Below are 26,341 nucleotides of genomic sequence, written 5' to 3' on the forward strand. Positions count from 1 at the left end.
CGCGCGGAAACCACTTCCGCGCCTTGGCTTTGCGCCATGAAAATGCCAAGGCGTAAGGAGAGATGAGAAATGAACGCCATGAGACAACCTTCCCCGGGCGGCCCCGGAGACGCAAAGCCTGCAGCAGCGCCAGCCCAAGGCAAGCCTGATTCCGCCGGAGCCAAGAAGGGGGGGCCTTCCGCCGGCAATCCAGCTCGGCCGAAGCGTTCCAGACGCAGCCGTACGGCGAGCGAATGGCAAGGCAAAGCCTATACCCTTATTTGCGTAGCCATACTTATTGTTACGATTTTTTCCATGGTCTTTTTCGTCGCATCCAAAGGACTTGCCACCTTCTTCACAAACGGGGTCAGCGTATCGGAGTTCCTGACCGGCATCAAGTGGTCGCCGGACGGCGAGCCGCCTTCTTTTGGCGCGCTTCCGTTCATCACGGGGTCGTTCGCGACATCCATCCTTGCGGCCTGCATCGCGGCGCCGCTCAGCTTCTGCGCGGCCGTCTTCATGACGGAGCTGATGCCGAAGTTCGGCAAACGCTTCATGCAGCCGGTCATCGAGCTGCTCGCCGGCATTCCTTCGGTCGTGTACGGCTTCGTCGGCCTCAGCGTCGTCGTGCCGTTCCTGCGCTCGATCTTCCCCGGACAGGGACTCGGCATCGCGGCGGGCGCGATCGTCCTGTCGATCATGATCCTGCCGACGATCACCTCCATCGCCACGGATTCGTTGTCCAACCTGCCGCGCGGCCTCAAGGAAGGCAGCTATGCGCTCGGAGCCACCCGCTGGCAGACGATTTCCCGCAGCATATTGCCCGCTGTGCTGCCATCGATGCTGACCGGCGTCGTGCTCGGCATCGCCCGCGCGTTCGGCGAGGCGCTTGCGGTCCAGATGGTCATCGGCAACTCGCCGCATATTCCCAGATCCCTGTTCGAATCGGCTTCCACGCTGACGAGCGTCATTACGCTTAGCATGGGCAACACGGTCAAAGACACGGTGCAGAACAACGTTCTTTGGAGCCTGGCTCTCGTCCTGCTCGTCATGACGTTTGTCTTTGTCGGCATTGTACGCCTTCTGGAGAGGAGAGCACGCAGATGAGAATGTCCAACAAAACGGCAGACCGCATCGCGACCGCCGTCTTCTATTTCTTCGCTTTCCTGATCATCGCCGTCCTGGCTTCGCTGATCGGATTCATCCTGTACCGGGGCCTCGGACAGATCAGCTGGCATTTCCTGACCTCTCCTCCAGAGACGTTCAAGACGGGAGGCGGCATCGGGCCGCAGCTCTTCAACTCCTTGTTCCTGCTTGTCCTGACCATGATCATAACGGTTCCCCTCGGCATCGGAGCCGGCATCTATATGGCGGAATATTCCCGTCCGGGACGGTTCACGGACTTCATCCGCCTCGTTGTCGAAGTGCTCTCTTCCTTCCCTTCCATCGTCGTCGGCCTGTTCGGCCTGCTCGTCTTCGTGCAGTATTTCGACCTTAAGTTCTCGCTGCTCGCAGGAGCGCTGGCTCTGACGGTGTTCAACCTGCCGCTCATGGTAAGGATCACCGAGCAAGGCATCCGCGGAGTGCCGCGCGAGCAGAAGGAAGCCGGGCTTGCGCTCGGCCTGACGCGCTGGCATACGATCACCAAGGTGCTGCTGCCGGTATCGCTGCCGACAATTCTGACCGGCACCATCCTCGCTGCAGGCCGCGTCTTCGGCGAAGCGGCGGCGCTGCTGTTCACGGCGGGCATGAGCTCGCCGCGCCTGGACTTCACGGACTGGAATCCGCTCAGCCCGGTATCGCCTCTCAATCCGCTGAGGCCTGCCGAGACGCTGGCGGTCCACATCTGGAAAATCAACAGCGAGGGCGTCGCGCCCGATGCGGCGCAGATCGCCGCCGGCGCCTCGGCGGTGCTCATTCTGACCGTGCTGCTGTTCAACCTCGGGTCGCGCTGGCTGGGCCGCTTCCTATACCGCAAGCTGACCGCATCTCGTTAATCTCATCTGAGGAGGCTATATTCCATGGCATTGTCTACACAGTCGGCCCCCGGGGCCCGTGCAGAGGAACACGCCGGGACGGATGCGCTTAGCGCGGATAACCTGAGCGTATTTTACGGGGATAAGGAAGCGGTGAAGAAGGTCAGCCTGCGCTTCGCCAAGGGAAGCGTCAACGCCTTGATCGGGCCTTCCGGCTGCGGCAAGTCGACGTTCCTGCGCAGCCTGAACCGGATGAACGACACCATTCCCGACGCCCGCATGACTGGGAGCATCTGGTTCGACGGAGCGGATATCAACGCTCCCGGCACCGATGTCGTCTCCTTGCGGCAGCGGATCGGAATGGTGTGGCAGAAGCCCAATCCGTTCTACAAGTCCATCTACGAGAACATCGCCTTCGGTCCGCGCTATCATGGCGTGAAGAAGAAGCGCGAGCTGGACGAGATCGTGGAATCCTGCCTGCGGCGTACGGCTCTGTGGGAGGAGACGAAGGATCGTCTCCACCAGTCCGCGCTGTCGCTGTCCGGCGGCCAGCAGCAGCGTCTGTGCATCGCCCGCACGCTGTCGGTCGAGCCGGAAGTGCTGCTGATGGATGAGCCGGCGTCGGCACTGGATCCCGTCTCCACGTCCAAGATCGAAGAGCTGATCTCGGAGCTGAAGCAGGAATACTGCATCGTCATCGTCACGCACAACATGGCCCAAGCGGCCCGTGTGTCGGACAAGACCGCATTCTTTTATATGGGCAACCTGATCGAGCACAACGATACGAACATCATTTTCACGAATCCGGAAAACAAGCAGACCGACGATTACATCTCGGGCCGCTTCGGCTAAGATTCCAAGACGAATGGGAGCAGGGGACACTATGAACCAGGTAATGGAGATCGACCGTCTTAATTTGCATTATGGAGACTTTCACGCCCTGAAGGAGATCAATCTCGGCATTCCCGAAAAAACCGTGACGGCCTTCATCGGACCGTCCGGCTGCGGCAAATCCACCTTCCTCCGCACGCTGAACCGGATGAACGACCTCGTGCCCGGCGTTCAGATCGGCGGCAGCGTCAAGCTGGACGGACAGGATATCTACGGCGCGGACACCGACGTGGAAGTGCTCCGCAAGCGTGTCGGCATGGTGTTCCAGCAGCCCAATCCTTTTCCCAAGTCGATCTTCGACAATGTCGCCTATGGTCCGCGCCTGCATGGCATCCGGGACAAATCCCGCCTGAACGATATCGTCGAGCGCAGCCTGCGCGGCGCCTCGCTGTGGGAGGAAGTGAAGGATCTGCTCGGCAAGTCCGCGCTGAGCCTCTCGGGCGGACAGCAGCAGCGGCTGTGCATCGCGCGCGCTCTGGCCGTGGAGCCTGAGGTGCTGCTCATGGACGAGGCTACGTCCGCTCTGGACCCGATCTCGACGCTCAAGATCGAGGAGCTCGTCCGCGAGCTCAAGAAAGAGTATACGATCGTCATGGTGACGCACAACATGCATCAGGCGGCCAGGGTTTCCGACCGCACGGTATTCTTCCTCAATGGAGAGCTCGTGGAAGCGGAAGAGACGGAGAAGCTGTTCTCCAATCCTACGGATGCGCGGACGGAAGACTATATTACAGGGCGATTCGGTTAAGGCTGAAGCCGGGAGAGGGAGAGAGAGAACGTGATCAAACGCAAGGAGCTTGACGAAGGACTGGATCAATTGAAGGCCATGCTGGTCGAAATGGGAGACCATGTCGAATCGGCGCTGACCAAATCCATGCATTCCCTCATCCATATCAATGCCAAGGAAGCGGCTCAGATCATCCAGGAGGATCCGGAGCTGAACCGCCTGGAGGAGAAGATCACCGAGCTCGGCTCCAAGCTGATCGCGACGCAGCAGCCGGTCGCCAAGGACCTGCGCCGCATTCTCGTGGCGTTCCGGATCTCGGGAGACCTGGAGCGTATGGGCGATCTGTCCGTCGACATCGCCAAGGTCGTCATGCGACTGGACGGCCAAGAGCTGATCAAGCCGCTGATCGACCTGCCGCGCATGGCGGAGACCGTGCAGACGATGATTTTCGAATCCATCCAGTCCTACGTGCAGGAGAATGTGGATCTGGCCTACAAGATGGCGAAGGACGACGACATCGTCGATGCCCTCTATTCGCAGATCATCCGGGAGATGTTCACGATCATGGTCGAGAATCCCCGTACGATCAACCAAGCGATGCTGCTCAGCTTTGTCGGCCGCTATATCGAACGGATCGCCGACCATGCAACGAACATCGGCGAGAGCGTCACTTACCTCGTTACGGGCAAGCGCCCGGATTTGAACGTATGATGTCCCGAGCCCCCCGCTTTCATGCGGGGGGCTTTGTGACTTATAGAGACATCGAGGAAGCCATCCAGCATGTCAACGAGCGGGACGCTCGAATAAAAACAAAGAACAGCCTGCACAATCGTGCAGGCTGTTTGCTTTGCGCATGGCTTCAACGGCTGCTCAGATGCTCCTTCAATCGGCCTGGATAATCGGTGATGATGCCCGTCACTCCGACGGAGACTAGCCGGTCCCACTCGGCAGGATGATTGGCCGTGTAAGGATAGATGCGGAGCCCTGCGGCGATGGCATCCCCGGCATCCTTGGCTCCGATGAGGCCGTGATGCGGATGGAGCGACCATACCTCCGTCTCCAGCAGAGCCGCATAGGAGGCATGATGGATGAGATCGGCGGCATACAGCAGTCCGATGCGGAGCTCCGGCTCCGCCTGTTTCAGCCTGAGCAGCAGCTTGTGGTCGAAGGAGGACACGACGGTGCGTTCCAGGCGATTGCCGCCGCGGAGGTAGTCCAGCAGAACTTCGTCGAGCAGCGCGCCTCCGGCATCCTTGACTTCAACGTTGATTTCGATGTGCGGCGGAAGGAGGTCGTAGACTTCCTCCAGAAACGGCACCCTTTCCCCGGCAAACGAAGGCGAGAACCAGCTCCCGGCGTCCGCCCCGCGGATGGCGTCCGAATGCAGCGAGCGGATCGCTCCGGTGCGGTCCGTCGTTCGGTCGAGCGTATCGTCATGGCAGACGATGAGCTTGCCGTCCTCCGACAAGTGAATGTCCAGCTCCACCATATGGCTCCCCTGCTCGGCCGCAAGCCTGAAGCTCGCCAGCGTGTTCTCGGGCGCCTCCCCGGCTGCGCCTCTATGCCCGATCACGATCGGGCTGCCTGCATTTCCGTCCAGCTCGATTTCTCCTGTCATCCTCTTGTTCCCTCCCAGTGTGGCTCCGTTCCGGCAGAAGCCGCTTTCGGCGATCCCGTTCGCCATCATTATATGCCGTCTCTGAAAGCCTGTCTCCCATGGATTTGAAATCTAAAGAAATCTTTAGAAAGAGATGCCTGCCATCAGGCAAGCGTTATGGCCTTTCCTAATCTTAATAAATTGCTGACATAGGGGTTACAAAAGGGCGTTATCGTTGGAGTTGCCAAGCCGACTCCGGCCATGCAATCTCTTGAAAGGGCGGTGGCAATCACCCATGGACTCATCCCTCTATAAGGACAAGCCTGAACCGGTCTTGTCCCCGGTCTCCGAGGCTGGTACCCCGATCGCCGCAGCCAGACTGAGGCGGATGCGGGAGCAGCTGCTCGGTTACTTGTTTCTGGCGCCGAGCCTGGCCGTATTCACCTTGTTTCTCTTTTATCCGATGGCCCGCTCGGTCTATCTGAGCTTTCAGCTTACCGATCCCCGCGGCAGGGTCGCCGCTTATGCGGGCTGGGACAATTATTCGCGGATGATGGAATCGTCCGCATTCTGGAACAGCCTCTGGATTACCGTCAAGTTCACGCTGCTCACCGTGCCGGCCGGGCTTGCTCTCGGCTTGCTGTGCGCAAGCCTCGTCCATGCCGCGGGCAGGGGCAGCAAGCTTTTCCGCTTCGTCTTCTCGGTTCCGCTCGCCCTCTCTGTCGGCACGGCATCCATCCTGTGGATGATTCTCTATCATCCCACTCTCGGCATGCTCAATTACTTGCTGGGCCAGGTCGGCATCGCGCCGATCCAGTGGCTGACCGATCCGTCCGCAGCGCTCGGTTCCGTCTCGCTCATGACGATATGGATGAACTCCGGGTTTCCGTTCGTCCTCCTGCTGGCCGCTATCCAAGGGCTCGACAACGATGTCATGGACAGCTCGCGGATCGACGGCGCATCGATGTGGAGAACGTTTTTCTCGATCAAGCTGCCGCTGCTGTCGCCGACGCTGTTCTTTCTTGCGGTCGTCTCGATCATGAGCGCCTTCCAATCGTTCGGCCAGGTCAACATCCTGACCCGCGGCGGCCCTGCCGGCTCTACGGATGTGCTGGTGTACTCCATCTATCGCGAAGCTTTCGTCAACTACCAGTTCGGCACCGGGAGCGCTCTGGCGATCGTCCTGTTCGCCCTTATGCTCCTGCTGACGGCGGTTCAATTCCTCGTACTTGGAAAGAAGGTGCATTACCAGTGAGGGGATACGGCCATTCGCGCCATCCGGTCCGGCTGTTCAGCCTTTACGGCTCGCTCATCCTGCTGGCGCTGTTCGTGCTGGGACCGCTGCTGTATCTGCTTGCCCAGAGCTTCATGACTCCGGCCGAAGCGGGTCAGTATCCGCCCAAGCTGCTTCCGTCCGGCTTGTACACCGGCGGGCTCAAAAACGCGATTGAAACGGTGCCGATCTTCGGCTTCATCGTCAACAGCTTTGTTCTGGCGATCGCCATCATGGTGCTTCAGGTGCTGACGGCGGCGCTGGCCGCCTACGCATTCGTCTACATCCGGTTCTCGGGAAGCCGATTCTGGTTCGCGCTGTTCATCAGCACGATGATGATTCCGTGGGAAGTGACGATCATCCCGAATTATTTGACGGTCAAAAGCTGGGGATGGCTTGATTCTTTCCAAGGGCTCATCGTGCCCTTCGCGGCTTCGGCATTCGGCGTGTTCCTGCTCCGCCAGTTTTTCCTGCAGCTGCCGCGCGAGCTGTTCGAGGCGGCGCGCATCGACGGCTGCGGGCATTTCCGCCACTTCGTCTCCGTCGTCCTGCCGTTGTCCGGGCCTGCTGCCGCATCGCTGGCCGTATATGTATTCCTGAACGGCTGGAACCAGTACCTGTGGCCGCTGCTCATCACGAGCAGCGATGCCATGCGGACGGTTCAGATCGGAATCGCGATGCTCCAGTTCGAGGAGCTGACGAGCTGGAATCTGGTGCTCTGCGGAGTGGCGCTTGTCCTGGTGCCGTCCCTCGTGCTGCTGGCGCTTGGCCTCAAGCCGCTCGTGCGGGGAATTACAGCCGGAGCGGTCAAGGGCTGATTCCAGTCCTCATACGGGTATTCGTCCTTCGGGACTTGCCATATATACAAATATTGATTCAAAGGGAGAGAAATCCAACCATGGTCAAACGCAATTGGAAAATGGCGCTGCCTGTGGCGGCTATGCTCGTGCTGCCTCTGTCTGCCTGCGCATCGAATCCGAGCAACGGCGGAACTAGCGCCGATCCGGCGCCAACCGCCGCGGCTTCCAATACGGACGCCGCCGCGAATGCGGGCGGAGCTTCCACGGAGCCTGCCAAGGAGCCGGTCAAGGTTGTCTGGTGGCATTCCATGAGCGGCGAGCTCGGCAAGGCTGCGGACAAGCTGGTCAGCGATTTCAACGCCTCGCATCCCGATGTGAAGGTGGAGGGCGTCTTCCAAGGAACCTATGACGAGAGCCTGAACAAGCTGAAGGCTTCGATGGATTCGAAGTCCGGGCCGTCCTTGATCCAGGTGTATGAGATCGGGTCGAGATTCATGATCGATTCCGGCGCCGTGACGCCGGTGCAGCAGTTCATCGACGAGGAAAACTACGACGTGTCCTCCCTGGAGCCGAATATCCGGAGCTATTACACGTTCGACGGCAAGCAGTACTCGATGCCATTCAATACGTCCAACCCGATTCTTTACTATAACAAGGATCTGTTCACAAAAGCGGGACTTGATCCGAACAAGCCGCCTGCAACTTACCAGGAGGTAGCCGACGCGGCCAAGAAGCTGACCGGCGGCGGCGTGACGGGAGCTTCCTTCGCCATCTACGGCTGGTTCGTAGAGCAGCTGCTGGCAAACCAAGGCAAGGACCTCGTCAACAACGGCAACGGCCGCGACAGCGCCGCTACCGAATCGCTCGTAAACCAGGAAGCGGCCGTCAAGACGCTGACCTGGTGGAAGGGCATGGTGGACAACAAGTCCGCGCTGAATCTCGGACGCAAGACGGACGACACGAAAAAAGCGTTCCTGGCCGGCCAGATCGGCATGACGCTGGATTCGACGGCTTCGCTGCGCGGCATCGTCGACGGCGCCGCAGGCAAATTCGAAGTCGGCACGGCCTTCCTGCCGAAGCCGGATGCATCCACCGAAGGCGGCGTTGTCGTCGGCGGCGCAAGCCTGTGGGTTCTGAACAACAAGCCGGCCGAGGAGCAGAAGGCTGCCTGGGAGTTCATCAAGTATTTGGCCGAGCCGGCTGTACAAGCAGAGTGGCACATCAACACCGGCTACTTCCCGATTACGACGAAAGCGTACGACGAGCAGATCGTCAAGGACAATCTGGCGAAGTATCCGCAGTTCCAGACGGCTGTAGACCAGCTGCATGCCTCCAAGGCGGGCACGGCCAGCCAAGGCGCCGTCATGGGCGTCTTCCCGGAAGCGCGCCAGACGGTGGAAGGCGCGATCGAGGAAGCGTTCACGGGCAAGAAGGACGTCAAGGCCGCGCTTGACGATGCGGCGAAGCAGATTACCGAGAAGATCGGCATCTACAACAAGACGGTAGCCAAATAAGGAGCGAAAGCTTCCGAACAATCAAACAGCCCCGGGATCGACGAGCCCGGGGCTGTTTTTTATCGTCCTGGATGGGTTTGGCGCTCGCTTTTGACGGTTTTGAACCGAGACGGATAGAGGCTGGATGCTGTTCAGGCTTCATAGAGCGAGGAATAGAAATCCGATTCCGAAAAGTTCGAGCCGATCGAATCGGGAGCGTCCCGTCCGGGAATCGGAGTGCCGTTTATGGTATGATGGAAGCAACCATGAACAGGACGAGGTGCCCAATGGACAAGTGGATATTGATCGACGGCAACAGTATTGCCAACCGGGCTTTCTACGCCATGCCGCCGCTGACGAACGCAGCGGGATTACATACGAACGCCGTATACGGCTTCACGACGATGCTGCTCAAGGTTCTTGAGGAGGAGAAGCCGACGCATGTGCTCGTCGCCTTCGACGCCGGCAAGGTGACGTTCCGCACCGAGAGCTTCGCGGAGTACAAGGGAACCCGCCAGAAGACGCCATCCGAGCTGTCGGAGCAGTTCCCGCTGATCAAGGAGGTCGTGGCCGCGTTCGGCATCAAGCAGTTCGAGCTGAGCGGATACGAAGCGGATGACATCATCGGGACGATGACCCGTCTGGCGGACGAGAAGGGGGTCAAGACAATCGTCGTGTCCGGAGACAAGGACATGCTCCAGCTGGCCTCCGAGCAGGTGACGATCGCCGTGACGCGCAAGGGCGTCAGCGAGACGGAGCTCTACGATCCCGCCGCCGTCAAGGAGCGCTACGGCCTCGTACCGAGCCAGATCATCGACCTCAAGGGCTTGATGGGCGATACGTCCGACAACATTCCGGGCATTCCGGGAGTCGGGGAGAAGACCGCGCTCAAGCTTCTGCATGAATACGGCACCGTCGAAGGCGTGCTGGAGCATTCCGGCGAGCTGAAGGGCAAGCTCAAGGAGCGGGTGGAAGAGAATCGGGAAGCCGCGCTCATGAGCAAGCAGCTGGCGACGATCTTCCGGGAGGTTCCTCTCGAGGAAGGAACGGCGGAGTTTTCTTATAGCGGCTTCGAGCCTTCCGTACTGGCCGATGTGTTCGGCCGGCTGGAATTCCGCTCGCTGATGGAGAGGCTCGACCTGTCGGCCGGAGGGGGAGCGGCGGATGCGGCTCCGAGCCGGGAACTGGCCGTCGTTCCGGTCGAGATCGGGGATACGGAAGCCAGGTCGGCGCTGGAAGCCGCGCTGGATGAATCCGGAGGCTTTTTCCTGGAATCGCACGGGGACAACCCCCATCATGCCGATATTCTCGGAGCGGCTTATGCCGTGGAGGACCAGGTGTTCGTCATGGATGCGGAATGGCTCTCGAGCGCGGACGCGGACGGGTTCAAAAGCTGGCTGGCCGATCCGTCCCGGCCCAAGACCGGCTGCGATCTGCATCGTGCGGAGCTCGTCCTGAACCGGATCGGCGTCCATCTGCAGGGAGCCGGCTTCGACATCGTGCTGGCCGCCTACCTGCTCGACCCGACGGATACCGACCAGAGCGTCACCGGCATCGCCGCCCGCAGCGGCCTTCCATCCGTCCCTTCGGACGAGTCGGTCTACGGCAAAGGCGCCAAGTTCAAGGTGCCGGACAAGGAGACGCTGTACGCCCACCTGGCAGCGAAGGCCGAAGCCGTGCGCTCGCTTGCGCCGCTGCAGCGCGAGAAGCTGGAGCAGAGCGGCATGAACCGTCTCTACTTCGAGCTGGAGCAGCCGCTGTCCGGCGTGCTGGCGGACATGGAGAAGCTCGGCATCTGCGCGGATGCCGGCGCGATCCGCGAGCTGGGCCGGGAGCTCGAGAAGGGCATCACCGCCGACATGGCCGAGATTTACCGCCTGGCGGGCACGGAATTCAACATCAACTCTCCGAAGCAGCTTGGGGAGATTCTGTTCGACCGTCTGGGACTTCCCGTCATGAAGAAGACCAAGACCGGCTATTCCACGGACGCCGATGTGCTGGAGAAGCTGGAGCCCTACCATGAAATCATTCCGCTCATCCTTCATTTCCGCCAGCTCCACAAGCTGCAGTCCACCTACGTGGAGGGCCTGCTCAAGGAAATCCGCGAGGACAGCGGCAGGATCCATACGTACTACCGGCAGACGATCGCGGCTACGGGCCGGCTGAGCAGCCAGTTCCCGAATCTGCAGAATATCCCGATCCGCCTGGAGGAGGGACGCAAGATCCGCAAGGCGTTCGTGCCTTCCGAGCCGGGCTGGAGCATTCTGGCGGCCGACTACTCGCAGATCGAGCTTCGAGTGCTGGCCCATATATCAGGCGACGAAGGGCTGACCGAGGCCTTTACGCATGACATGGACATCCATACGAAGACGGCCATGGACGTATTCGGCGTGCAGGAGTCCGAGGTGGATTCCAACATGCGGCGCTCGGCGAAGGCGGTCAACTTCGGCATCGTGTACGGAATCAGCGACTTCGGCTTGTCCCAGAACCTGAACATCACCCGCAAGGAAGCGTCGCGGTTCATCGAGCAGTACTTCGAGGCGTTCAAGGGCGTGCGCAAATACATGGACGATATCGTCCTGGAGGCGCGCAAGGACGGTTATGTGAAGACGCTGCTGGAGCGCCGCCGCTATTTGCCGGAGATCAAGGCGTCGAACTTCAACCTTCGCTCGTTCGCCGAGCGGACCGCGATGAACACGCCGATCCAGGGAACGGCGGCCGACATCATCAAGCTGGCGATGGTGAAAATGCAGGAGCGGCTCCGGACCGACGGCCTGAAGAGCCGCATGCTTCTGCAGGTGCACGATGAATTGGTGTTCGAAGTGCCGCCGGAGGAGCTGGAGACGATGAAAAAGCTCGTTCCGGAAGTGATGGAGAGCGCCTTGGAGCTGAATGTGCCGCTGAAGGCCGAAGTCAGCTTCGGAGCCAACTGGTACGAGGCGAAGTAGCCTCCGTGCAGTCAGAATCTGCGCAATGCGCCGCCAGGATGGTTCCGGTATAATAGAAGCCGAAGAGGTGATGACATCATGCCGGAATTGCCGGAGGTAGAAACGGTAACCCGAACGCTCAATATTCTCGCGGGAGGCAAGACGATCGAGAAGGTCGTCGTCAGTCTGCCGCGCATCATACAGCGCCCCAAGGAGCCCGAAGACTTCGAGGCCGCCCTTGAGGGACATACAATTCTGAATGTGGAACGCCGGGGCAAGTTCATCCGTTTTGTTCTGGACGGGCTTGTGCTCGTTTCCCATCTGCGCATGGAGGGCAAGTACGGCCTGCATGACGCCGAGGACGAAGTGGCGAAGCATACGCATGTGCGCTTCCGCTTCACGGACGGAACCGAGCTGCGGTACAAGGACGTCCGCCAGTTCGGAACGATGCATCTGTTCAAGCCGGGCGAGGAATTCACGATGCCGCCGCTGCTGAAGCTTGGGCTGGAGCCGCTGAGCGAGGAGTTTACGTACGAGTCGCTGGTGGACAGGCTCGCCAAGCGGACGACGCGCATCAAGCCGCTGCTGCTGAATCAAGAATATATCGTGGGGCTTGGCAATATTTATGTGGATGAGGCGCTGTTCCAGGCCGGCATCCACCCCGAGCTGACGGCGGACCGGCTGAAGCCGGCCCAGTGGAAGCTGCTTCACGCGGCGATCCGCGATACGCTGCAGAGGGCCGTCGATGCGGGAGGCTCCTCCATCAAGTCCTATGTCAACGGACAGGGAGATCCCGGCAAGTTCCAGCATGAGCTGCTTGTGTACGGCCGCAAGAACGAGCCTTGCCGCAACTGCGGCAGGCCGATCGAGAAGAGCGTCGTCGGCGGACGCGGCACGCATACTTGCGCGGCTTGCCAGCCGCTGCCGAAGTCGCGCGTCCGCAAGAGCGGCTGACGGCTGCCCGGGCAGCGTCGAAGCCGGCGTCGGCCGGTGTTGGATGAAGAGACAGGAACAGACGCCCATTCCTTGCATATGATGATCCTAAGTCAAATGCAGGGAGGTAGGGCTGGAACGTGTTCGCCCACATACTGCCGCTGTTGCTCTTGTCATTTGCCGTCAGCGTGGACGGATTCGGTGTAGGAGTCACGTACGGGCTGAGGCGTATCCGCATCCCGATGCTGTCTGTGCTGATCATTACGGGCTGTTCGGGCATCGTCATCCTGCTCGCCATGAAGGTCGGGGCTTGGCTCTCCGGATTCGTATCCCCCGAAGGAGCGAAGCTGATCGGGGCCGCCATCCTGATGCTGATCGGATCTTATACGCTTGTGCAGCAGCTTCGGCGCGGCAAGGAGGACGATGCCAAGCCGGATCCGGGCTCGGCCCGCGACCATCCCAATCCGGCAGCGATGCCGGAGGGCGGCTCGAACGAGGCTCCCTTGCCGCCGGCTGCGGTGCTTACGTTCGAAATCAAAAAGCTTGGCCTCGTCATTCAGATCCTGAAGACGCCTCAAGCCGCCGATATAGACAGCTCCGGGAGCATAAGCCCGGGCGAAGCTCTTCTGCTCGGGTCCGCGTTGTCGCTGGATGCGTTCGGCGCCGGTCTCGGCGCCGCCATGGTCGGCCTCGTGCCTTGGGTGACGGCATGCTGCATCATGCTGGCGAGCGGCCTTTTCCTGGTAGGAGGACTGCGCTTCGGCTTCCGGTTCTCCGGCGTCAACCGAATGAAGGCGCTGAGCTTTCTGCCCGGCGTCCTGCTGCTTTTGATCGGATTCGGCAAACTATGGTAACATCTCCCTATCCCTCCCGCGGCGGAGGGATATTGGGCTTTACAAGAGGTATTTTGGCTGCAAAAAAGGAGGTTCGAATCTCTTGAGAATAGGACTTACAGGCGGGATCGCCAGCGGCAAAAGCACCGTATCCCGCTTTCTGCGCGAAGCGGGAGCCTTCGTATCGGATGCCGACGAGGCGGCCCGGAAGGTTGTTCTGCCCGGAACGCCGGCATTGGACGGCATCGTTGCGGCTTTCGGCCGCAGCCTGCTGCTCCCGGACGGCATGCTCGATCGGGCCGCCATGGGGCGGGTCGTATTCGGAGATCCGGACAAGCTGAGGCAGCTCGAGTCGATCCTGCACCCGGCGATACGCGGATATATGAAGGATGAAATGGACCGCGCCGAGGCGGAATCGCCCGGAAGGCTCATTGTGGCGGATATCCCGCTCTTGTATGAAACGGGACAGGACAAGGCTTACGACGGCGTCCTGGTCGTCCATGTGCCGCATGGGCTGCAGGTCATGCGTCTCATGGAGCGAAACGGCATGGACGAAGCGGAAGCGGAGCGGCGAATCGGCCTGCAAATGAGTCTGGACGAGAAAAAGCGGCGGGCAGACTGGGTCGTCGACAACAGCGGCAGCCTGGAGGATACCCGCGCCCAGATCGTGCGCTGGATGACGGAGCTTCCACCGGCATGAGATGGCTGGCCAAGAAAAGGGTGCTGCTCGTCGTGCTGGCGGGATTCGTCCTCCTGCTTTTCCTCAAGTCCGACTGGATGGGCCGGATGATGTATCCGATCTCTTTCGTCGACGAGATCCAGGCTGGAGCTTCCGATTATGAAGTCGATCCGTATCTCATCGCGGCCATCATCCGCGTGGAATCGAATTTCCATACCGGCAAGGTTTCAAAGAAGGGAGCCGCTGGGGTGATGCAGCTCATGCCCGACACGGCCCAGTGGATCATCGAGACGGCCAAGCTCGAGGCTTTGACCGCGGAGGGTGTGACTTCCGATACGAAGCTCAGCATCCGGGCAGGCTCTTGGTACATACACTCCCTTCATCAGCAGTTCAAGGGCAATTCGGTCGCGGCGGTCGCAGCCTACAACGCGGGCCCAGGCAAAGTGACCAAATGGCTGCAGAACGGGACTTGGGACGGCACGCTCAAAAACCTGAGCAGCATTCCGTACGGAGAGACCCGCCACTATGTACAACGTGTCGATTATTATTATAATAAGTATAGGGATTTGTATCCCGACATGGCCAGCGCGTCAGGCGCTTCAGGCCGGCTCAGCTGAATGCAAAAAAACCCGGAACGCCTCCCGTTGCGGGGGGACGTTGCCGGGCTTTCCGATATCAGGCCAAATTATTTGTATTGACCTGCCAGGGATTGCTCGCCGATCGTTACCAGGCGTTTCGTGATGTAACCACCAAGGGAACCTGCGTCATACGTCGTGAAGTTGCCGTAGTAGCCGTCCTGCGGGATGGCGATACCCAGTTCTTGAGCAACTTCGAATTTCATTTGATCCAGTGCCGCGCTTGCGTTTGGCACGACCAGTTGGTTGCTGCCGCTGTTGTTGTTAGCCATTGTTGTTCACCTCCTCGCTGTTGGTAAAAGTATTATGTGCGGAATTTGCCGGATCATACGGCGAGCTCGGCAATAATTTGTCCGACAGTTCACAAATCCCGCAGCCGCGCGGATATCAGCCGAAAAATAAATGCCATCACACCGAATCAAGGGAGGGAATCCCCATGAAATGCCCATATTGCGAGCATTCCGGAACGAAGGTGCTGGATTCCCGTCCCGCCAACGGGGACAAGTCCATCCGCAGAAGGCGCGAATGCGAGCGCTGCAGCCGCAGGTTCACGACCTTCGAGATGATCGAGGAGACTCCACTGATCGTCATCAAGAAGGATGGAAGCCGGGAGGAGTTCAGCCGGGACAAAATCCTGCGCGGACTCATCCGCGCCTGCGAGAAGCGCCCCGTTCCTGCCGAGAGGCTGGAGGAGATCGTCTCCGAGGTCGAGAAGGAAATCCGCACGACCGCGCAGGCGGAAGTCGAGAGCCGCGATATCGGCGAGATTCTCATGCAGCAGCTGTATCCGGTCGACGAGGTTGCCTATGTGCGCTTCGCCTCGGTGTACCGGCAGTTCAAGGACATCGACATGTTCATGAAGGAGCTGTCCAGCCTGCTGTCCAAAAATCCGGCGGATGCATGATTTGCCGGCAAAATGGAATGACCGAAGCCTGTAGAGCTTCAGTATTCACATCCGTCCGCTGCAATTGCGGCTCAAGTCTGCGCGTTTGGCAGCAGCAAAAAAGCACCCTCGAAGGGTGCTTTTTTCATGGCGGTTCTTATTTTGCGTAGTAGCCGCCGTCGATCGGGAGCTCGACGCCGGTGATGTACGAGGATTCGTCGGAAGCGAGAAACAGGACGCCTTGAGCGATGTCCTCCGGCTTGCCGAGGCGCGGCAGCGGAGTCTGCATCAGGAACCATTGAACCATCTGCTCGTCCTTCATCAGATCGACGGTCATCGGCGTTTCAATGTAGCCCGGGTGAATGGAGTTGGCGCGAATGTTGTGCTTCGCGTAATCGACGGCTGTCGCTTTCGTCAGCATGCGCACGGCGCCTTTGCTGGCGGTGTAAGGGCCGGCGCCGCTGCCGCCTGTCAGGCCGGCGATGGAGGAGATGTTCACAATGGATCCGCCGCCAGCTTCGATCATATGCGGGATGACGTATTTTTGACCGAGGAAGATGCTCGTCACATTGACCGTCATCGTGCGCTCCCAGCGCTCGACGGTCTGATCCAGGAATGGAACGGCGTCGGAGATGCCGGCATTGTTGACGAGAATATTAATCTGTCCGAACTTGGCGATCGCCGCGTCGACGACGGATACCCAGTCCTCTTCGGAGGCAACATTATGCTTGAGGCCAATCGCTTCTCCGCCGAGCGCTTCGATTTCCTTCACGACTTCTTGGATTTTTTCTTCCTGGAGGTCGGTGATGACGACCTTGGCGCCTTCTTTGGCGAACAGAAGGGCGTCCGCTTTGCCCATGCCGCCTGCCGCGCCTGTAATGATGGCTACTTTGCCTTTGAGTCTGTCCATATTTGTATCCTCCCAGTGGGTTTCTTAGGTTTCTCGAATTCGCTTTTGCAGGTGGGCAATCATTTTCTCGTAGGAATGGATCAGAAGATCCAGCTCCTCCGCCGAAAACTCCGTCCACAAGCCATCGGTCAGCTGCAAAAATCGATCTACCAGCCTTTGCTCGGCGGCGCGCCCGGATTCCGTGATGCGAAGATGCACATGCCGCCGATCCTCTTCGCTGACGACCCGCTCGATGTAGCCTTTGTCCACGAGCTTCCCGCTCAGGTTCGTAACGGCCGACGGGGTCACGCCCAGCTTGGCCGCCAGCTCGGAGGAGGTTCTGCTGCCCTCGTGAGCGAGCGTCTGCAGGATGGAGTATTGAGGGGCCGTCATGTTGGCATCCTGCAGCTTGGCGTAGCTGTCGACAATGGTCTGCATATGGAGACTGATCAATTGGGACAGTCGGTCCTGCTGTTTCAGCGGACATCACCTCAGGCATATTGGTTAAGATCATTCAATGGTTAAAACCTTTTAACCATTTCAGTATAGTCCCGATAAAAAGGCGGAGTCAACTTTTTAAAATTAACAGTTGACACTAATTATATGCCCATGGTATGATCTTTCTTGTCGCGGTACTGATTTGTTTGAGAGTGTGAAGAACAAATACATAGTCGAGACCGATCATACGGGGCCTTAGCTCAGCTGGGAGAGCGCATCGCTGGCAGCGATGAGGTCAGGGGTTCGATCCCCCTAGGCTCCATATTAAGAAACACCTCGAAAACCCTTGTATATCAAGGGTTTTCTGCTTTTTAGGGCCTTGGCAGAGGCCTTTTCTTTTTGCCCAGAAGTCGATTTGCTGCCATTTTGGTCCCATTCCTTTTTTGGTACCGTTTTGGACAACAACTTACTTATGAGCTGGTGCCGAAAAGCATAGCACCAATTTTTCCGCCATCTCTTTCTGCTTATTCGGGAGAAGGTGGCTGTACAGGTCCAATGTAGTAGACTGCAGCGATATTGTTCAGTTAGTCGGAAAAAAGTATCTTTATATACTGAAAGTGAGAACCTTAAACTTCGGCTTGTTTAATTCTTGTTCCATTATACTCAACAAAAAGTTCATACCGTCTCTTAAACCATTCAGATGACCTATCCGCGATTTTTGAAATTTTACATGTATGAGTGAATCGGTAGGACGTCCAAATTTTTTTTGGAAATATCCCAGCCTTTATTCCGCTAGGCACACTATTTGATTGTTAGGAATTACAGAGGCAATTGCGGAGGCGAATGATGGATTCGATCGGGTGGAACGGAAAGAAGCGGCCGAAGCCGGAGTGTATATTTCGGACGGCGACTATAACTTTCTGCTCTGGACCTTGCTGCCCAAGAACGTCGGGGAGCGATCCTGGCCGTGCATGCCGGCGGGCGAAAACTTCAATGCGGTCGCGCCGATGCGAAAGGACGGGGGTCAGTATGTCGCCTATGCAGCGTTGAACCGGAGCCGCCATGCCGATCCGGGGTTTGATCTGAATCGTTACGTCACCTTAGGTCCGATGCTTCGCTACGTCGAAGACAGCCCCTTATACTTGTGGCAATTCAATACGCACTGGAGCGACCGCAAGGATTGGCGTCATCTGGATTACCGGGATGTCGAGGTGTGCCATGCGTTCCGGCAAGGCGAACTGCCCGACAACGAAGAAAACCGCGAGTTATATTCGTTTCTGCTGGAGAAGGGCTACATCCGCAAGACGGAGAAAGGGTACAAGTTCAATGCGGTCTGGATGGACTCTCCGCAAACGATGGATCGGCTGAACAAGGCAATGCCGGATTTGTCCGACTTGTATGCGCCCGCTGTCGGCAAGCTCTACGATAAAATGCTCAAGCTGTTCCTGCAAAATCAGCCGAAGCATTTGGAGCCGCAGATTGCCTACATGGTGAGAGGCAATACGGCGGCGGCCGGTTGGTCGCTTATATTTTGTTTGGCCAGCGGATATCGCTATTTACTTCAGGGATAGGGAGTCGAGATAATCGGCAAGTTGATCGAAAGTGCCTTCAAGACCTTGTTGAAGCATTGGAGCCATACCCTTGTAGGCTTCTAGCTCGTCTTCGGATGCGTTCACAGGGCCGCCTTTCAGTGTTAAGGCAGTTTTCCCTTCGTTATCTTCTAGCGTGATGATATTCATCACTTCAAGAGGCCAGCTCGTGCTGAAAGGCGCTCGGATCGTATTGCCTTGTTCATCGGAAAAGGATTGGATAAAGGCCACTTTTTCGGGTTCAACAACATCTTGGTAGGCAAATTTTCCCCACATGACGTGGTGTCCGTCAGGAGACGTCTGATAACCTAAAAATTCGCCACCTGATCGAGCGTCCATTTTGACGACTTCGAGGCTAAACCCCTTTGGTCCCCACCATTTCGCGAAATGTTCCGGCTCTGTCCACGCTTGAAATACGATTTCGCGAGAAGCATCAAATACACGTGTAAATGCAATCTCAAACGATTGATTCTTATTGTTGTTCATGAGAATCCTCCTTGTATTTTGCAGGGAACCTATGCCCTGCAAGATAAATGTGAAAGTTCCGACAATCAGTCCATGCTACAGAGTGCTTGAAGCCTGAACCAGCAGATTGGCCAGGAGGGAGTAATCGGGTGTATCCTCTTTACGGATTTTTATCCATTTTCTCTCTTCCGGTCCTTCAAATCCTTTGGGAAACGTAAGGCCGGTAGCATTCATGATCATGAATACAATGGCATCTTTCGATGGTGAAATAACCGCTGCATAATGTCCATGTTTCAGAAAGTGGGGCTTTTTGTACTGAATGCGTTCCTCGGCTTCTGGAATAACCTGATGTACCATCTGGCGCAGCTGGTTGCTGACCTCGGTTTGCCATGGTTGACTAAGGTTCTCGATAAATGCGGAAACTTCCTCGTTCATCATCTCGTTTGCAGCTCCTTTTCACACGGTGTAGCAGGAAGAGTTAAAGATCTAACGAAGATTTTCACGTTCTCTTGTATGAACTCATCGAGACTGATGCCAGAATAATTGGTTCCAGCTTCCAAATCGTTCATGAACGCGCCATATTGAGCCATCATGAATGTAAATGCTTGCATGATGGGGTTCGGGCAAGCAATTTTTCCTTTTTCGCTCATTGCAATGAAGTAATCTGTCAGAAACGTCAATAGTTGGCGGGGATGCTGCAGTCGACGTTCTTTAAAGCCAGGGATATGGACCTCATCTTTTAGGGCGATCATAATCAGCTTTCGGTCTCGGTTCATGATGGCATGGTATTTTTTGCTGATGGCTAGTAGGTCGATTTCCAACTCCCACACAATCTGCTCGTCGAAGAGAACTCGCATTTCTTCGGCATACTGAAAACGCTCAAGAGCGGTTTCCAGCAAATTTTGTTTGCTTCCGAAATGTCGAAAAAGCGTCTTTTCGCTTAATTCGGCAGATGAGGCTATTTCCTGTGTCGTGACGCCGTGGTAGCCTCTCTCTGATATTAAGTCGATTGCAGCCCTTAGCAATTTCTCCGCGCTCCCCTGCTTAATTTGACGCATGATCAACTCCCTTTCTGTAGATTAAGAAGTGTCTGTCAGTGGTGACTGACATTAATGTATTTCAAATTTATTCTACCGTCAAGACGCCTGCGCCTCGCATAGCTCCCAGCACTGTGGGGAAAACGTATTCGGCGGGGTTCCAACCATTCATGGGACGACCGGAAAAAAATTCTTTCATCTGGCTTTGGTTGTTCCCCCTTTAGAGAGAGAGCGGATGATAAAGGCTGCCGGCTTTCCGTCGTCCCATGATTGAACCGGATACAGGTGAGGAAAAAGCGAAAACGGGACGAAGCCGAATGATCCTCGGCTTCGTCCCGTTTTCCGGCTTCGGCATAATATCTGCCGGATTTTACAGGATAGGAGCTTTTTTGGGAAAGCCCCGGTTTTCGTTCAAACCAAGAGCTGCCTAACGGCGCGAAGCGATATCCTCGCGGACGATCACGTCGGCATGGAGCATCTTGCGTTCGCGGCAGCTCTCGGGGTTGGAGATGCGCCACAGCATCTGATCGACGGCGCGGACGCCGAGCTGCTCCGTATCGACGTGGACGGTGGCCAGAATCGGATCCTCGCTGTACGTATTGTCGAATCCCGTCACAAAACAATGCTCCGGCACGGCTACTCCCATCCCCGCAAGCGCCTCGATGGTGATCTTGGCCCAGAAATCGTTCGCGCATACAAAAACCTCGGGAAGCTTATCCGGCTGCACATGCCGGACAAACGTCTCGTGAAATTGGTTCCCGATGCTCTTGCCGGTCAGCTCGGAGATCTGTTGATGCGGGACCTGATGCTCATCCAGCGCAAACCGAAAGCCTAGCCATCTCTCATAGTAGCTGTGCGCGTCCGTGATATCGCCGACGAACTGAAAGCTCCGGAAGCCCTTGCGGAGCAAGTACAGCATGATTTCCTGCATGCCGGCCAGGTTGTCCGTAAAGATGCTGTCGCAGTGAAAGGCGGGATCCAGATGGTCGACCATGACGACAGGGATGCGGAGACGTTTGATCTCGAGCAGAATCGAGGTTGAAATGCTGCCGAGAGTGATGATGCCCCGGATCGCTTGCGGATTGAGCAGGGTGAACAGCTGGTCGACGGACGGCTCCGTCAAGGTGAGAATATGGATCCCCCGGGCATTGAGGCGGGAGGTGACTCCGTTGAACAAAGGCCCCCAATAGATGGACTCCGGATTCTGGTAACGAATGTTGGGGAATAGAATGACGACGGTTCCGCCAAAGGCGCCATCATCGATCACAGGCAGCTCTGATTTGGAGAAGGACTCCGCAGGCGCTGCTGCCGGATTGTCCTTGAAGTATCCGAGCCGTCCGGCAGCTCTCAAGATCAAGTCCCGCGTCTGCTCGCTCACGCCGGATTTGCCTGACAGCGCTCGCGATACGGCGAATTTGGACAAACCGGTGAAATCGGCAATTTCCTGAATGGTGACTTTAGTCTTCATACGATCATCCTTAAGCTCCAATTTTCCTGTTTCTCTACCTCGTTCCAGTATACAACAAGCCGCTCAGCTCTACTAATCTTCCCTGGAAGCATACCGAAAAGGATCCGTTAGTCTTGATGATAGCTGTGAAATAGATATTGCATAATATGTTATGTCATAAATAACATATTTTCAACTTTAACCTAAACTTATTTCCGGGTCTGAAAAAAGTGAATAAAGACCTATATACGGGGGGGTAATCGATGAATTCAGAAACAACCTGTCTCCTCCAAAACGACCAAAATTATTTTTGTTGACGCTTACATTGGATATGTGGTACCGTTCTTTTTGTAATTGAAATAACTTGATACCTAACAAAAATAATTAAAAACTAAAAATTGTTATGTGTCGAGAGCGCTGAACTCATTTATCATTCCCGGGAGGTCTTATCGATGACAAGCAAATGGAAAGCATTGTCCGTCCTCACCCTCAGCGGATTGCTGCTGGCAGCAGGATGCAGCTCCAACAACGGCGGAAGCCTGAAACCTCGTCCGCCCCTACGGCATCGCCGGCAAATGAAAGCGCATCCCCTTCGCCGAGCCCTTCGCCGAGCCCTGCTCCTGCCGAGGTGCCCGATCTCGGAGGCCGCATCATCAAGGTATCGGCCTGGTGGGATCTGAAGCCGGCAGGCACGACCGCCTCCGACAAGGCTCGTCTGGACAAGATCGCCGAGGTGGAGAAGAAATACAACGTCAAGTTCGAATTCGTCAACGTCCCGTTCGAGAACTACATGGATAAGTTCACGACTACCGTGCTCGCAGGAGAGCCGTTCGCGGATATCATGCAGATGGAGTACAAGTCGGCTCTTCCTGCCATCAAGAAAGGCCAGCTGCTGCCGATCTCCGAGTTCACGACTCCCGACAACAACATCAACAAGGAAGCCAATCTCATTGCCAAATATCCGGCGATCGCCGGCGGCGAATATGCCTTCGACAATCCGACCAGCATCGGCTTGGGCCTTCACTACAACCGCGACATCTTCAAGAAGCTGTCGCTGCCGGATCCGCAGGAGCTGTACGCGAAGGGCGAATGGAGCTGGGACACTTTCCTCGACTTGGCGAAAAAAGCGACGAAGGATACGGACAATGACGGCAAGATCGACGTATTCGGCTTCTCGGGCTGGGCGAACGATGCGTTCAAGCATTTCACCGCGGCCAACGGCGGCTCCGTCGTGGACGACCGGGACGGCAAGGAAGGGCTGAGCGATCCGAAAACGATCGAAGCGGCCGAGTTCGTGAAGCGCCTCTACAACGTGGAGAACGTCGTCAAGGTCAAGACGGGCGACAAAACGAACTGGGAAGAGAGCAATACATTCAAGGACGGGGATGTCGCGCTGTTCACTGCGGCGGAATGGCAGCTTCCGGATCTCAAATTCGAGGTTGGCCTTGTGCCGATTCCGAACGGTCCACAGGGAAGCAAGGAGATCACGTATGCGAATACGGCCCAATCCGGCAAATTCATTCCGAAGGGCGTCGAGGATCCCAAGCTCGTCTACCAAATTTACGAAGAGACCTTCGACATTCCGCAGATCGAAGAGTATCCGGGCCAGGATTACCTCGAAAGCCTGTATACCGACGAAGCGGATATCAAGATGATGCGCGAGCATATCGCCGGAACCGGCAAAATCACGCTGGATGACGCGTATCCGGAATATCCGACCGGGGCGTTCGTGTCGGATATCATCAAGAACAACGCTTCCGTTGCGGCTACGGCAGAGAAGTACAAAGCCCAAGCCCAGGCTTCCATCGACAAGCTGAAGTAAAGGACCGGCAAGGGCAGCGAAGCGGTGACCCTCCTGGGAGCCGTCCGCTGCCCGCTCGTCGTCGGCTACCGAACTGCTAGGGGGAGGATATGAGGCATGGCTGGATTGAGCCTACATAAGGGATGGGCCAGGGCGGGAGCCGCTCTGCTGAGCGTATCGCTGCTGCTGGCTCCGGCGGCAGGAGTCATAGGCGCTTCAGACAGCAAGGCCAAGGCTGCCGGGCCGGCGGCGAGCGGATGGGCCCGGCAGACGGCGATCAAGGCGAACAGCTACGCAGCCTACATAGAGCCGCATTCCAACGCTCCCATGCCGGAGCGTGAGATCGTCATCGAAGCGTCGTCGTATTCCTCCGCCATCGGCGGCGATTTTGCCATCAAGGACAACCTGGAAGGGATGAGCGGCGCTTCCCTGCTTACGGGAGAAAGCGGCACGGTCCAATGGACGGTCGACATTCCCGAGGAAGGCTTGTACCAGCTGGCGCTCACCTATTTTCCGACGGAAGGAAAAAGCTCGGCGATCGAAAGAGAGCTGAGGATCGACGGCAGCCTTCCTTTCTCCGAAGCGCAATACCTGCAGTTCGACCGGGTATGGGCCAACGAGAAGGATGAGGTGGAGAGGGACAATCAGGATAACGATCTCCGTCCCCGGCAGAAGGAGCAGCCGCGCTGGATGGAGCAGCCTTTCGAGGATCCGAGCGGCTACGAGCAGGAGCCTTACCGGTTCTACTTTTCCAAAGGAGTCCATAAGCTCTCGCTCACATCCGGACGCGAGCCGATGGCGATCCGCTCCCTGAAGCTGTATCAGGCGCCGAAACCGCCCTCTTACGAGGAGGCGAAGGCGGCCTACAGAGAGGGAGAGGGAGCCGGCCAGCCGGCGGATGTGCTGCTGCGAGTGGAAGGAGAGTCCGCCGCAGGCAAGTCTTCCCCTACGCTCTACCCGATGACGGAAAGATCGAGTCCCGCGGTCAAGCCTTACAGCGCCTCCAAGATCCGGGTGAACACGATCGGCGGCTACAACTGGCGGCTGCCCGGCGAATGGATCGAATGGGAAGTTGAGGTGCCGGAAACGGGACTTTACCAGATCGCCTTCAAGAGCCAGCAGAATTTCGTCAAAGGAATCTATGCGACCCGCAAGCTCACGATCGACGGGAAAGTTCCTTTTGCCGAGATGGAAACCGTGCCGTTCCGCTACAAGAGCGGGTACCGCCTGGATGTGATGGGTGGAGAGGATCCCTATCTGTTCCGGCTTGAACAAGGAAAGCATGTCATCCGGCTGCAGGCGGTGCTGGGGGATTTTGCGCCGCTGATCCAGAGCGTCGAGGACAGCCTCTACAATTTGAATGCGATGTACCGTCAGATTCTGATGATTACAGGGACGAAGCCGGACGAGTTCCGGGACTACCGGATCGAACGCCAGATTCCGAACCTGCTGGACGTATTCGGCGCGGAGAGCAAGCGCCTGAAAGGCATCGCCTCGGAGCTGCGCAAGCTGTCCGGCCAGTCGAGCGACCAGGAAGCGCTGCTGAACACGATGTCCCGCCAGCTCGACGAGATGATCGCGAGCCCGGAGACGATTCCGCGCCGTTTGAACGCCTACAAGACGAACACGGGCGGCCTCGGCACCTGGGTGCAGCAGGCCAGGGAGCAGCCGCTGGAGATCGATGCGCTGTACGTCGCTTCCCCAGGCAGGAGGATTCCGGATACGGGAAGTGGCTTCTGGCCGAAGCTGAAGCATGAAGCGGGCACCTTCATGAGCTCCTTCTTCACGGACTACAACAATATCGGCAACGTTTCCGACGGCAAGCAGAACCGCACGGTCACGGTGTGGATCGGCAGCGGACGCGACCAGGCCAATACGATGAAGGCGATGATCGACGAGAGCTTCACTCCGGGCAGCGGCATCAGCGTCAATCTGAAGCTCGTGAACATGGGGACGCTTCTGCCGGCGACGCTGTCCGGAGAAGGTCCCGATGTGGCGATGCAGATCGGCAACGATCTTCCCGTCAACTTCGCCATGCGGCGCTCCGCGGTCGACCTGACCGGCTTCCCGGACTTCGAGGCTGCGGCCAAGGAGTTTCGCGACAGCGCCATCGTGCCCTATCGCTATGAGTCCGGCGTATACGCCTTGCCGGAGACGCAGACGTTCAACATGCTTTTCTACCGCAAGGACGTCCTGCAGGAGCTTGGGCTGGAGGTGCCTCAGACGTGGGACGACGTCCAGGATCTGCTGTCCATCCTGAGCAAGAACCATATGGAATTCGGGCTGCCGGTCGTCGCCCAGGCGAACATGCAGGGCGTCAATATCCCTCCGAACTCCCAATATTCCACTTTGCTGCTGCAAAACGGCGGCTCCTTCTATCGGGACGGAGGGCGGCAGTCGGATCTGGATTCGCGCGTGGGCATCGAGACCTTCAAGCAATGGACGGAATTCTATACGGACTACAAGCTTGAGCGCGAATACGACTTCGCCAACCGGTTCCGGACGGGCCAGATGCCGATCGGGATCACCGATTATACGATGTACAACCAGCTCTCCGTCTTCGCTCCGGAGATCCGGGGGCAATGGGGCTTCGTTCCGGTTCCCGGAACGCTGCAGCAGGACGGCTCCATCCGCCGGGATACGCCGGCTTCCGGAAGCGGCGTCATGATGCTGCGGGAAGCGCGCGACAAGGATGCCGCCTGGCAGTTCATGAAGTGGTGGACCAGCGCCGGCATCCAGGCCGAATTCGGCCGCGAGATGGAAGGGCTGATGGGGGCGGCCGCACGTTATCCGACGGCCAACATCGCCGCGCTGGATTCCCTTCCTTGGCCGGCACAGGATTACGCCAGCCTGAAGGAGCAGTTCGCGGAGGTCAGAGGCGTTCCCGAGGTGCCGGGAGGCTACTTTACCGGCAGGCATTTGTTCAACGCTTTCTATCAGACTGTCGTCGGCGGCGTGGAGGCCAGAGAGTCCATGATGGATTACACGGAATACATTCAGGACGAAATTCGCACCAAGCGCAAGGAATTCGGGCTGCCGTAAAGCTTGG

Annotated in this window: 25 protein-coding genes and 1 tRNA gene; 18 read left to right on the top strand and 8 right to left on the bottom strand. The window is 57.7% G+C overall.

All coding sequences use genetic code 11. From position 1 onward, the window contains the following. Positions 1-78: 78 nt before the first annotated feature. The 5 genes from pstC to phoU are packed head-to-tail and all read left to right on the top strand — an operon-like array spanning position 79 to position 4,284. Positions 79-1,086: a phosphate ABC transporter permease subunit PstC gene (pstC, locus tag BN871_RS08760; RefSeq protein ID WP_083436337.1), complete on the top strand. Its 1,008-nt coding sequence runs from the start codon at positions 79-81 to the stop codon at positions 1,084-1,086. 2 nt (positions 1,087-1,088) lie between these two features. Further along, positions 1,089-1,976 (top strand): phosphate ABC transporter permease PstA, encoded by an 888-nt coding sequence (gene pstA / locus BN871_RS08765; protein WP_048745457.1) that lies wholly within the window; start codon positions 1,089-1,091, stop codon positions 1,974-1,976. A gap of 24 nt (positions 1,977-2,000) precedes the next feature. Then, positions 2,001-2,807 (top strand): phosphate ABC transporter ATP-binding protein PstB, encoded by an 807-nt coding sequence (pstB, locus tag BN871_RS08770; protein WP_083436334.1) that lies wholly within the window; start codon positions 2,001-2,003, stop codon positions 2,805-2,807. Positions 2,808-2,838: 31 nt separating this feature from the next. Further along, positions 2,839-3,594 carry a phosphate ABC transporter ATP-binding protein PstB gene (gene pstB, locus BN871_RS08775; protein ID WP_048745432.1) on the top strand — a complete coding sequence of 252 codons (756 nt, stop codon included), beginning with the start codon at positions 2,839-2,841 and terminating at the stop codon, positions 3,592-3,594. Positions 3,595-3,624: 30 nt separating this feature from the next. After that, entirely contained in the window at positions 3,625-4,284 is a 660-nt protein-coding gene (gene phoU / locus BN871_RS08780; RefSeq protein WP_021877758.1) for a phosphate signaling complex protein PhoU, read from the top strand. 148 nt (positions 4,285-4,432) lie between these two features. Here phoU and BN871_RS08785 read toward each other — a convergent pair whose 3' ends face one another. Then, positions 4,433-5,191 (bottom strand): glycerophosphodiester phosphodiesterase family protein, encoded by a 759-nt coding sequence (locus BN871_RS08785; RefSeq protein WP_048745460.1) that lies wholly within the window; start codon positions 5,189-5,191, stop codon positions 4,433-4,435. Positions 5,192-5,465: 274 nt separating this feature from the next. On the opposite strand from BN871_RS08785, the gene BN871_RS08790 reads away from it, so the two are divergent. The 8 genes from BN871_RS08790 (at position 5,466) to BN871_RS08825 (ending at position 14,725) form a co-directional block, all read left to right on the top strand. Further along, positions 5,466-6,425 carry a carbohydrate ABC transporter permease gene (locus BN871_RS08790; protein ID WP_083436335.1) on the top strand — a complete coding sequence of 320 codons (960 nt, stop codon included), beginning with the start codon at positions 5,466-5,468 and terminating at the stop codon, positions 6,423-6,425. Continuing rightward, complete coding sequence (locus tag BN871_RS08795; protein WP_048745433.1) at positions 6,422-7,261, top strand: carbohydrate ABC transporter permease; 840 nt, start codon at positions 6,422-6,424, stop codon at positions 7,259-7,261. Before BN871_RS08790 ends, BN871_RS08795 begins: the two co-directional genes overlap by 4 nt. Positions 7,262-7,341: 80 nt before the next feature. Then, complete coding sequence (locus BN871_RS08800) at positions 7,342-8,757, top strand: ABC transporter substrate-binding protein (protein WP_048745434.1); 1,416 nt, start codon at positions 7,342-7,344, stop codon at positions 8,755-8,757. 266 nt (positions 8,758-9,023) lie between these two features. Further along, positions 9,024-11,684 (top strand): DNA polymerase I, encoded by a 2,661-nt coding sequence (gene polA, locus BN871_RS08805; protein ID WP_048745435.1) that lies wholly within the window; start codon positions 9,024-9,026, stop codon positions 11,682-11,684. 78 nt (positions 11,685-11,762) lie between these two features. Further along, positions 11,763-12,617 (top strand): DNA-formamidopyrimidine glycosylase, encoded by an 855-nt coding sequence (gene mutM, locus BN871_RS08810; RefSeq protein WP_048745436.1) that lies wholly within the window; start codon positions 11,763-11,765, stop codon positions 12,615-12,617. A 119-nt stretch (positions 12,618-12,736) separates the two neighbouring features. Continuing rightward, complete coding sequence (locus tag BN871_RS08815; RefSeq protein ID WP_021877752.1) at positions 12,737-13,450, top strand: MntP/YtaF family protein; 714 nt, start codon at positions 12,737-12,739, stop codon at positions 13,448-13,450. Between the two features lie 82 nt (positions 13,451-13,532). Then, positions 13,533-14,129: a dephospho-CoA kinase gene (coaE, locus tag BN871_RS08820; RefSeq protein ID WP_048745437.1), complete on the top strand. Its 597-nt coding sequence runs from the start codon at positions 13,533-13,535 to the stop codon at positions 14,127-14,129. Continuing rightward, positions 14,126-14,725 (top strand): lytic transglycosylase domain-containing protein, encoded by a 600-nt coding sequence (locus BN871_RS08825; RefSeq protein ID WP_048745438.1) that lies wholly within the window; start codon positions 14,126-14,128, stop codon positions 14,723-14,725. The genes coaE and BN871_RS08825 overlap by 4 nt, the downstream gene beginning before the upstream one ends. 68 nt (positions 14,726-14,793) lie before the next feature. Here BN871_RS08825 and BN871_RS08830 read toward each other — a convergent pair whose 3' ends face one another. Further along, positions 14,794-15,015 (bottom strand): alpha/beta-type small acid-soluble spore protein, encoded by a 222-nt coding sequence (locus BN871_RS08830; protein WP_021877750.1) that lies wholly within the window; start codon positions 15,013-15,015, stop codon positions 14,794-14,796. A 164-nt stretch (positions 15,016-15,179) separates the two neighbouring features. Here BN871_RS08830 and nrdR point away from each other — a divergent pair, with 164 nt between their 5' ends. After that, positions 15,180-15,647, top strand: coding sequence for a transcriptional regulator NrdR (gene nrdR / locus BN871_RS08835; protein WP_048745439.1), 468 nt, complete (start codon positions 15,180-15,182; stop codon positions 15,645-15,647). A gap of 136 nt (positions 15,648-15,783) precedes the next feature. Here nrdR and BN871_RS08840 read toward each other — a convergent pair whose 3' ends face one another. Beyond that, the gene (locus BN871_RS08840; RefSeq protein ID WP_021877748.1) at positions 15,784-16,536 is read right to left on the bottom strand and encodes an SDR family NAD(P)-dependent oxidoreductase; all 753 of its coding nucleotides are present in this window, start codon (positions 16,534-16,536) and stop codon (positions 15,784-15,786) included. A gap of 24 nt (positions 16,537-16,560) precedes the next feature. Beyond that, entirely contained in the window at positions 16,561-16,968 is a 408-nt protein-coding gene (locus tag BN871_RS08845) for a MarR family winged helix-turn-helix transcriptional regulator (protein WP_048745440.1), read from the bottom strand. Positions 16,969-17,202: 234 nt separating this feature from the next. On the opposite strand from BN871_RS08845, the gene BN871_RS08850 reads away from it, so the two are divergent. Both BN871_RS08850 and BN871_RS08855 read left to right on the top strand, forming a co-directional pair. Next, positions 17,203-17,275, top strand: a tRNA-Ala gene (locus BN871_RS08850). Between the two features lie 538 nt (positions 17,276-17,813). Next, entirely contained in the window at positions 17,814-18,524 is a 711-nt protein-coding gene (locus BN871_RS08855; protein WP_021877746.1) for a hypothetical protein, read from the top strand. Here the strand turns inward: BN871_RS08855 and BN871_RS08860 are convergent. From BN871_RS08860 to BN871_RS08875, 4 genes are all read right to left on the bottom strand, one after another. Continuing rightward, positions 18,510-19,028, bottom strand: a complete 519-nt coding sequence (locus tag BN871_RS08860) for an SRPBCC domain-containing protein (RefSeq protein ID WP_048745441.1) — start codon at positions 19,026-19,028, stop codon at positions 18,510-18,512. The two genes, BN871_RS08855 and BN871_RS08860, sit on opposite strands and share 15 nt — an antisense overlap. Positions 19,029-19,103: 75 nt before the next feature. Continuing rightward, positions 19,104-19,442, bottom strand: coding sequence for a DUF1801 domain-containing protein (locus tag BN871_RS08865; protein WP_048745464.1), 339 nt, complete (start codon positions 19,440-19,442; stop codon positions 19,104-19,106). After that, a complete protein-coding gene (locus BN871_RS08870; protein ID WP_048745442.1) occupies positions 19,442-20,065 on the bottom strand; it encodes a TetR/AcrR family transcriptional regulator in 624 nt (207 codons plus the stop codon). Before BN871_RS08870 ends, BN871_RS08865 begins: the two co-directional genes overlap by 1 nt. A gap of 406 nt (positions 20,066-20,471) precedes the next feature. Further along, positions 20,472-21,512: a LacI family DNA-binding transcriptional regulator gene (locus tag BN871_RS08875; RefSeq protein WP_048745443.1), complete on the bottom strand. Its 1,041-nt coding sequence runs from the start codon at positions 21,510-21,512 to the stop codon at positions 20,472-20,474. Between the two features lie 493 nt (positions 21,513-22,005). Between BN871_RS08875 and BN871_RS08880 the strand changes: the two genes are divergently transcribed. Both BN871_RS08880 and BN871_RS08885 read left to right on the top strand, forming a co-directional pair. Next, on the top strand, positions 22,006-23,313 hold the full coding sequence (locus BN871_RS08880; protein ID WP_232312923.1) for an ABC transporter substrate-binding protein: 1,308 nt from the start codon (positions 22,006-22,008) through the stop codon (positions 23,311-23,313). Positions 23,314-23,409: 96 nt separating this feature from the next. Next, on the top strand, positions 23,410-26,334 hold the full coding sequence (locus tag BN871_RS08885) for an extracellular solute-binding protein (protein ID WP_048745445.1): 2,925 nt from the start codon (positions 23,410-23,412) through the stop codon (positions 26,332-26,334). Positions 26,335-26,341 lie beyond the last annotated feature (7 nt).

The sequence above is a fragment of the Paenibacillus sp. P22 genome (genome assembly GCF_000469945.2).
Lineage (GTDB): Bacteria > Bacillota > Bacilli > Paenibacillales > Paenibacillaceae > Paenibacillus_O > Paenibacillus_O humicus.